We start from the raw sequence: 7,870 nt of genomic DNA on the forward strand, positions 1-7,870 counted from the left end.
AATGGAGCCGGTGATCCGCAGGCGGTGCACCATGGTAGCCCGCCGTTAACGCCACTGCGATATGGTTCATCTGAACCGGATCAGAGTGGCGAATGGGCATGGCAGACAGTATCGGCGCACGGGCGCTGCGGTTTCTTGATGCGCAAAGGCTGGATCATAGTCCGGAACATTATGCGTTCGCCTATCGATATCTGACGGGCGTCGATCGGGAATTTTCGGATGCGGTCGATCGCGAGATCGAGGGCGGGGTGCGGCTGCGCGAGGAGGCGGTCCGTTCGCTGATGCCCGAAATCGCGTCGCCGTTCAGCGACGGTACGTTCGACCGGCTGACGATCCAGCTGCTCGAATTGCTGACCAAGGTGTCGGCCGCGACCGGCGGGCTGAACCAGGACCTGACCCGTACCGCTGCCGAACTGGTGTCGGCCGAACCGCAACAGATCCACCGGCTGGTCGTGTTCATGATCGACCGCACCGCCGAGGCGGAAAGCTCGCTGTCGGCGGCACTGCAACAGGCGCAGGTGCTGCGCGACACGCTGAACGGCGTGCGAGAGGGGATGGGACGCGATCCGCTGACCGGGTTGCCGGGCTGGGAAGCGATGGTGGAACGGCTCGACGCGTGTCTCAACACGATCGGTCATTGTTCGGTGGCGGTGGTCGATATCGACCAGCTGGACGAATTCGTCGCGACGCATGGACCGGCGATGGGCGACAGGGTGCTGAAGGCGGCGGCGATGACGCTGAAGGACGCGTGCGCGCCGTACCAGGTCGGGCGGTGGGGCGACACGTCGTTCCTGACCGTCATCGACGAACCCGATCTGGCGACCGGGATCGCCCGGCTGGAGAGCGCCTGCGCCGAAATGGCGTCGCGCCACCTGCGGGTACGCGAAACCGACGAGCCTTTGGGGCAGGTCACGCTGTCGGCCGGCGTCGCGACCAGTCGCGGGCGGTTGTCGCGCGACCTGACCAAGGCGGCGGTCCGCCTGTCGCGTAAGGCCCGCAAGCAGGGTGGCAACCGCGTATTGGCCGAGGCGCGGCTGATCGAGATCGGCTGACACGGATCGAAACGGGCGTGTTGCGCCCGCGAAGCGCAGGCCGGATAGTGGCAAAGGTGTCACGCGGGGCAGGTCGGCCGACGACCTCCAAATAAAGCATAGTAACGGGCGTGTCCGTTACTTGAGACGCACCAAAGGACAATCCTTGCGTCGGAGGCACCCGGTCAGGGCGACGATACGGCTTTGCGCCTTGTCCCGTTCACCGTTCCGGCAGCGCCGGTGCCCCCCGAGCGGTCCTGGTGCGCCGCAGCGGAGATCGTCGTAACTATCCGATCTATTGAGATAATATAACGTGTTGCGAATCATGGTAAACGCGCGGTCGTTATGTCCGACAATGCTTGCCGGCAAACCGGCAAGACGCTGCCGGTCGCACGTTTCGACGTACGACGAAACGGTGGAATCCGTCGATGAATAACATCGCTCGATTTTGGTTCCGACAACTGTTCCAATTTGGCGCGATTCTTGAACGTCTCATCGCCAGACTGTCGACGGTGAAGGGAGCATCGCTTAGCCGCCAGAATAACGGCAACGGGCAACGGGGTCGTGCCGATCTCGTGACGAATAACGGGGCCGGCGGTGCGAACGTGTATCGTTGTAACAAGTATTTCCAAAAGTCGGATTATGGATCGGCGGAAAGCGGCCGGGTTGTCTTCGGGCAATGTGCGGCCGCGTGTTTGGCAACAATCTGGATCGAGCATCTCGAGCGGGGATATTGATGACTATTTCTAGCGCGGTTTCTAATGGTGAAGTGTTCTTGCAGGGGACCTATCTGGGGATAGGGATCAATCAATGGGGCGGCCTTGGCACGACCAAGAATGCTCCAAAGGGGTTTGCCACGGATTCCGATAGCGGTTTTCTGCGGAGCGGCCTGTTCGCCGACCTCGACGGGTTCGGCAAGGGCAAGGAAACGACCCTCGACGACGCGCTGCTGCAGGGTCGCTCGATCGAGGGGTTCAACATCGGCTACAACCTGGGTTCGACCAAGGTCGTGCAAAGCAACCAGCTGCTGACCGGCTATTACCAGATCAAGGGTTCGCTCAGCGAGGCGTCGGCCAAGGGCAACGGCGTCGCGAACTGGGCCGGTGAGACCAAGGACAATCTGGGCGTCGCGCAGACGATCACCCTGGCCGACGATGCGAAGTATATTCGTATCGACGTGATCCTGACCAACAATTCGTCGGCGACGATGAGCGACGTCCGGTACATGCGGACCGCCGATCCCGATCAGTCGGGCAAGTATGCCACGACCAACAAGATCGAACAGCAGGACAGCAAGGGCGCGCTGGTGACGGCGCTGCTGCAGAAGGACACGCCGTTCTTCCTGTATTCGCAGGACTCGCGCGCCGATGCGTCGTTCTACGGCTTCGTCAATCTCGATCCCTATGCCTCGACCGCGACGTCCCAGGAGCAAGGGTATACCAGGACCGTCGATCAGACGCTGAACCTGACCTTCAGCCTCGGCACGCTGCGGGCGGGCCAGTCGACCAAGATCACCATGTATATGGGCGTCACCGACAATCTGTCGGCGACGATCTCGGAAATCAATTCCGGTACGGTCGTCACCCCGCCGCCGCCGCCCCCGCCGCCGGCAGAAAATCTTGCCCCGATCGCGGTCGCCGACGCCTTTTCGGGCAAGGAAGACGGTCGCCTGTCGGGCAATGTCCTGTCGAACGACCGCGATCCGGAGGGCAAGTCGCTGAGCGCGAGCCTGGTCGACGGTCCCAATAACGGCACCATCCAGTTTTCGGCCGATGGGAGCTTCATCTATGTCCCGAAGGCCGGGTGGAGCGGCAGCGACAGCTTCGTCTATGCGGCGTCGGACGGCGTCAACAAGACGAACGCGGTGGTCAAGCTGACCGTCGACGCGGCACCGGTCATCATCGATCCGGTCGTCGACCCGGTGCTCGACCTGCTGCAGAACTACAACATCATCAACGGCAGCGGTACCGCGAACGAAGTACTGAGCGGTACGGCCGGTTCGGACGCCTTCTACTTCGGAACGGCCGCATCGTCGGGCAACGACCGCATCGTCAATTTCGGTTCGGACGATCTGCTGGTGACCGACAAGAAACTGTATGATTACAACAACGACAATTATATCGGCCTGACCAACAATCGCGTCACCCTCGACGCCAGCGGAGACTCGGTGCAGATCGCGGGCGTATCGGCGCTCCGTCTGCTGGGCAGCGATGGCGAAGGCAACTTCATCTACCGCGACGACAGCATCCGTCCGCGCGGTGCGAGGGAAGGCACGTTCGGCGACAACGTCTTCTCGGGCGACGCCAATGACACTGCGAAGAACGTTTTCTTCTTCGACACCCGCCTTGGCGTCGACCTTGGCGACGACACGATCAACCGCTTCGGCAAGGATGACATGATCGTCACCACGACCAAGCTGTTCGACGGCAACAACGACGGCATCATCAAGGGCAGCAAGGGCAATATCTCGCTGCCCGACGGTACCGGAACGCTCACGCTGACCGACATCGACGGCAATGCGCTGACTACCGTCGAGTTCGACGGATCGGTCACCGATGACGGCGTGACCTACTATGTCTACTCGCTCGTCGGATCGAGCGCCGGCATCGGCGGCCTTACGCTGATCTAAACCGCAGCCCTGCTGCCGAAACGGACGTCGATGCGCTGGGGACAGCGGGTCGGCGTCCGTTTTCGTCTGACCGGCGACGGAAACGCGCTGGCCCGTGTCGCATCCGTTCCGCTATGCGTGTCGGAAATGGCCGGGAGGGATATGTCGATGAAATTCTGGAGCGGGTTGCTCGCGTCCGCCACGCTGCTTGCCGCGCTGCCGACGGTTCCCTCCGCCCATGCCCAGGCGAAGCCGCGGCACATTGCCCACGCCCGGCCGGCACCCGGCCTATCCGCCGAACGGCTCGCGCGACTGTCGACGCTGCTGAAGGCCTATGTCGATCAGGGGCGCATCGCCGGCGCGGTCGTGCAGATTCAGCAGGATGGCCGCACGGTCTATGCCGATGCGGTGGGCTGGCGGGACAAGGAAGCGCGCGATCCGATGCGGCAGGACGCGATCTTCCGCATCGCGTCGCAGACCAAGGCGCTGACCAGCGTCGCCATCCTGATGCTGATGGAGGACGGCAAGCTGTTACTGTCCGATCCGGTCGGCAAATACCTGCCCGCATGGGGCAAGACGACCGTCGCGGTGGCCAACGACAAGGGCGGTTATGACGTCGTGCCGGCGAAGCGCGCGATCACCATCCGCGATCTGCTGACCCACACCGCCGGTATCTCCTATGGCGGGGGAGCGGGCGAAAAGGCGTGGCGCGACGCGGGCATCTACGGATGGTATTTCGCCGATCGCAACGAACCGGTCGCGGACGTCGTGGCGCGCATGGCGGCGCTGCCGATGGCCGAGCAGCCGGGCACCAAATTCGTCTATGGCTACAGCACCGACATATTGGGCGTGCTGATCGAGAAGATCAGTGGGCAGACGCTCGATACGTTCATGAATGCGCGGATCATCGGACCGCTGGGGATGCGCGATACGTCGTTCTACCTGCCGCCGGCCAAGGCGGGGCGGCTCGCCGCCGTCTATGCTGCCGATCCGGCCGGCGTCCGGCGCAACCCCGATCCGGGGGTGTGGAACGGCGGCGGCCATGTCGGGCAGGGCCATTATCTGCGCGGCCCGCGTGTCGCGTTGTCGGGCGGGGCGGGACTGTTGTCGACCGCGGCGGATTACAGCCGCTTCCTCGAAATGCTGCGGCGTGGCGGGGAACTGGATGGTCGGCGCTATCTCGGGCGCAAGACGGTCGAGCTGATGGTCAGCAACCAGCTGGTCGACATTCCCTATGAACCCGGCAAGGGGTTCGGCCTGGGGTTCAGCCTGCGCACCGATCTGGGCAAGGCGGGGGAGCTGGGATCGGTCGGCGAGTTTGGCTGGGGCGGTGCCTATCACAGCAGCTATTGGGTCGATCCGGCCGAGCGGCTGACCGTCGTCTATATGACGCAGTTGCTGCCCGCCGGGAGCATCGACGACCATGGCAAGCTGCGCGCGCTGATCTACCAGGCGCTGAAATAGGCCGTACGCCAGAGATAGCGAACGATTTCATGCCCTTGCCAAGTATCGCCCGCCGCCTATGGTAGCGGTAACGAAACGATGTGGGTGGGGGGATGATGGTGCGTCGCATGGCAGGGCTGGTCGCTGGAATACGGGTATCGGGCGTGCCGGCAGGGTGGCAGGTGCGCGCGGGACCGATCGCCCTTGCCGCGGCGTTGTCGCTGGCCGGTCCGGCGGTGGCGCAGGACAGCAAGGAAGCGGCGCGCGTCATCGCCGGCGAACCCGCGACGACGCCGCAGCGGCTGACGCTGGTTGACCTGCCGAAGCCGGCGGGCAGGAAGATCGCGCTGTTCGACGGGCGGACCCTGAAGGACTGGGAACCGTGGCTCGGCTATGCCGATCCGGCACTCACCTATCGCAACCCGCCCGACAAGCCGGTCGGCACGAGCCGCGATACGCGCGGCGATTTCGCGGTGCGGATGGTCGACGGTGCCCCGGCGATCTGGGTTAAGGGCGAGACGTGGGGCAGTCTGGTCCACCGGGCCGACCTGCGCGATTATCACCTGCGCCTGCGCTTCAAATGGGGCGCGAAGACCTATGCCCCGCGCGAGACGCAGCCGCGCAACAACGGCCTGCTCTATCACACGCACGGCACGCCCGGCGAAGTGTTCGGGACGTGGCGGCCATCGGCGGAGTTCGAGATCATGACCGGGTCGACCGGCATGATCGTCGCGGTCGGTCCGAAGCTGCGCGGGCATACCGATGTCAGCTTCGACCCGTCACTGATCGCGCCGCATCTTCGCTATCGCGCGGGCGGGCGCACGATCGATATCGTCAACGGCACGCCCACATGGAATGTCGAGGCGGCGAGCGACGCCGAACGGCCGGTCGGCGAATGGAACACGATCGATCTCTATGTCGTCGGTGACCGGGCGGTGCATGTCGTCAACGGCGTGCCCGTCGCCGAAGTTCGCGACCTCGCCACCATTGCCGCCGATGGCCGCCGCCAACCGCTGACCCATGGCCGCATCCAGCTCCAGTCGGAGGGGGCGGAGACATGGTTCCGCGAGATCACCGTCGAGCCGATCCGGACGCTGCCACGCATCGTGGTGGGTGGGTAATCGGGTCACCCATCCCGGTCGGGCAGGCGAAAGCGGTCGCAGCGGACACTGTGCGTCGTCCGGTCGATCCGCGCGGCGGCGGGGCTGTCGCAGATGACCAGCAGGTCGCGTCGACCCTCCGGCAGGTCGATGAGCACCAGCCCTTCCGGGTGATCGTCACCGCGCCCGAACGGCAGGTCGATGATCCGCTCGGGCCGGTGCCGCCGCACGATCTGGTCATGTTGGGGTGGATCGCCCAGCCAGTCCGCCCACCGATACACCGCGCACGGCCCGTCCAGCCCGGTGGTCGGGCCGGCGAGGATCAGCAGGTCGGCCCCGTCGCGCTTCAGGTCGCGAATGCCGAGGCCGTCCAGTTCCAGTACACGGATGTGCATCGGGCCGAGGATCTTGAGGCGACCGGTCCGGGTGGGCACCACTTCGACTTCCAGCAGCACGGCATAGGTCTGGATCACCGGGCCGCGCATCCCGATCGCGATCCGGTTGCCGGCGACCGCGATCCCCTCCAGATCGACGCCGCCCTCCTTGGCGGCGATGCGGGTGAAGGGGCGCAGCAGCGGGCTTTCCTGCATCAGCCGCGACAGGCGGTTGCCATATTTGGTCTGGCGCAGCATCCCCGCCCGGCGATCGCCGTCGCGCCGCACCGGCAGCACCGCGCCGTCCAGTTCGGGGTCGGCGGCCAGCGGCAGGCGCGCCAGCAGGCAGCGCGGCCGCGTATTCTTCAGCGTGGCGAACTGGGTCAGGTCGATCCGGTCGTCGCCCTGCTTACCGATCTTCGGCCGGGTCCGGGCGTGCGATCCGAGCACCCATAGCCAGCCATGCTCCTCGGCCAGCCCCTCGATATCGGCTTCGCCCGACGAGTCGAGGTCGAGGATCGCGTCGAGCGGGAAGCGGCGATGCTGTCCCCAGCCAGCCTCGCCATCGCCGATCAGCCGTTCGAGCCGGACGCCCTCGTCGCTGCCGAGGAACATCGTCCGGCCCTGCCGCGCCGCTGCCGACAGGTCGAGCGCGGGATCGTCGGCGTCGCCGCGTTCGGCATTCAGGATCAGGCGCTCGGTGCCCGACGGCTGGCTAGTTGCGGGCCATGGCGTGGACGGATCGGACATCGGCAAATCCTCGAAAGCCATGGAATGTTCGCGCCGGACAGCCGGTGGACCAACGCCTGGCCTCGCACGAACGGATGATCTGGCTGTGGCAGGGTACGACCCTCGACCGCGATTGCAATTCCCGCTTTTGCGGACCGCGGTGAAAACGCCGAACGGAACCAGATCGCGCCGTTATCCCGGCGTAGGCGGGGGTTTGGTTGGGAAGGCTTCACGTCAGGTTGCCGACGTCCCCAACTGTCCCCGGCCTTTGCCGGGGTACGGCCAGCCCGGAGGGGGCGCGCCTCGCCGTTCCTCCGGCATCGCTTCACGCTTTCCCCTTCGCACATCATGCCGGGTGCATATCCGGTCTTGCGGTGATCGGTCGGGTTGACCATCAGCGGTGCGCGCCGATCCCTTTACGGCGTCTGTATGGTCCTGCCGTTTGCCGGTATGATCCTGCTCGCCTTTCCTGCATGAGTTGAACCGATGACCGAACTTTGGAACCATATCGTCGCGGACTTTGCCAATATCGGCAGTCCGTCCGCGCTCGCCGCCTTTACGCAGGTCGTGCTGATCGACGTGATG

Annotated in this window: 6 protein-coding genes and 1 pseudogene; 6 read left to right on the top strand and 1 reads right to left on the bottom strand. The window is 64.9% G+C overall.

Annotated elements, in window-relative coordinates; genetic code table 11:
* Positions 1–98 precede the first annotated feature (98 nt).
* The 5 genes from ASE91_RS09755 (at position 99) to ASE91_RS09775 (ending at position 6,203) form a co-directional block, all read left to right on the top strand.
* Positions 99–1,052, top strand: coding sequence for a GGDEF domain-containing protein (locus ASE91_RS09755; protein ID WP_162233644.1), 954 nt, complete (start codon positions 99–101; stop codon positions 1,050–1,052).
* A gap of 407 nt (positions 1,053–1,459) precedes the next feature.
* Entirely contained in the window at positions 1,460–1,768 is a 309-nt protein-coding gene (locus ASE91_RS09760; protein ID WP_055998037.1) for a hypothetical protein, read from the top strand.
* Positions 1,769–1,800: 32 nt separating this feature from the next.
* Positions 1,801–3,660 carry an Ig-like domain-containing protein gene (locus ASE91_RS09765; protein WP_056625591.1) on the top strand — a complete coding sequence of 620 codons (1,860 nt, stop codon included), beginning with the start codon at positions 1,801–1,803 and terminating at the stop codon, positions 3,658–3,660.
* A gap of 147 nt (positions 3,661–3,807) precedes the next feature.
* Positions 3,808–5,103, top strand: coding sequence for a serine hydrolase domain-containing protein (locus ASE91_RS09770; RefSeq protein ID WP_056625717.1), 1,296 nt, complete (start codon positions 3,808–3,810; stop codon positions 5,101–5,103).
* A gap of 107 nt (positions 5,104–5,210) precedes the next feature.
* Positions 5,211–6,203 carry a 3-keto-disaccharide hydrolase gene (locus ASE91_RS09775; RefSeq protein ID WP_056625721.1) on the top strand — a complete coding sequence of 331 codons (993 nt, stop codon included), beginning with the start codon at positions 5,211–5,213 and terminating at the stop codon, positions 6,201–6,203.
* Positions 6,204–6,208: 5 nt separating this feature from the next.
* Here ASE91_RS09775 and ASE91_RS09780 read toward each other — a convergent pair whose 3' ends face one another.
* The gene (locus tag ASE91_RS09780; protein WP_162233645.1) at positions 6,209–7,306 is read right to left on the bottom strand and encodes a DUF3616 domain-containing protein; all 1,098 of its coding nucleotides are present in this window, start codon (positions 7,304–7,306) and stop codon (positions 6,209–6,211) included.
* Positions 7,307–7,771: 465 nt separating this feature from the next.
* Between ASE91_RS09780 and ASE91_RS20600 the strand changes: the two are divergent.
* A pseudogene (locus ASE91_RS20600) lies at positions 7,772–7,870 on the top strand (TerC family protein); the annotation flags it as partial.

Source organism: Sphingomonas sp. Leaf62, assembly GCF_001421915.1.
Taxonomy (GTDB): Bacteria; Pseudomonadota; Alphaproteobacteria; order Sphingomonadales; family Sphingomonadaceae; genus Sphingomonas.

Bases quoted from the DNA above. Each gene is read 5' to 3' on its own strand.
- ASE91_RS09755 (WP_162233644.1), top strand. From the start codon at position 99: ATGGCAGACAGTATCGGCGCACGGGCGCTGCGGTTTCTTGATGCGCAA.
- ASE91_RS09775 (WP_056625721.1), top strand. From the start codon at position 5,211: ATGGCAGGGCTGGTCGCTGGAATACGGGTATCGGGCGTGCCGGCAGGG.
- ASE91_RS09760 (WP_055998037.1), top strand. From the start codon at position 1,460: ATGAATAACATCGCTCGATTTTGGTTCCGACAACTGTTCCAATTTGGC.
- ASE91_RS09780 (WP_162233645.1), bottom strand. From the start codon at position 7,306: ATGTCCGATCCGTCCACGCCATGGCCCGCAACTAGCCAGCCGTCGGGC.
- ASE91_RS09770 (WP_056625717.1), top strand. From the start codon at position 3,808: ATGAAATTCTGGAGCGGGTTGCTCGCGTCCGCCACGCTGCTTGCCGCG.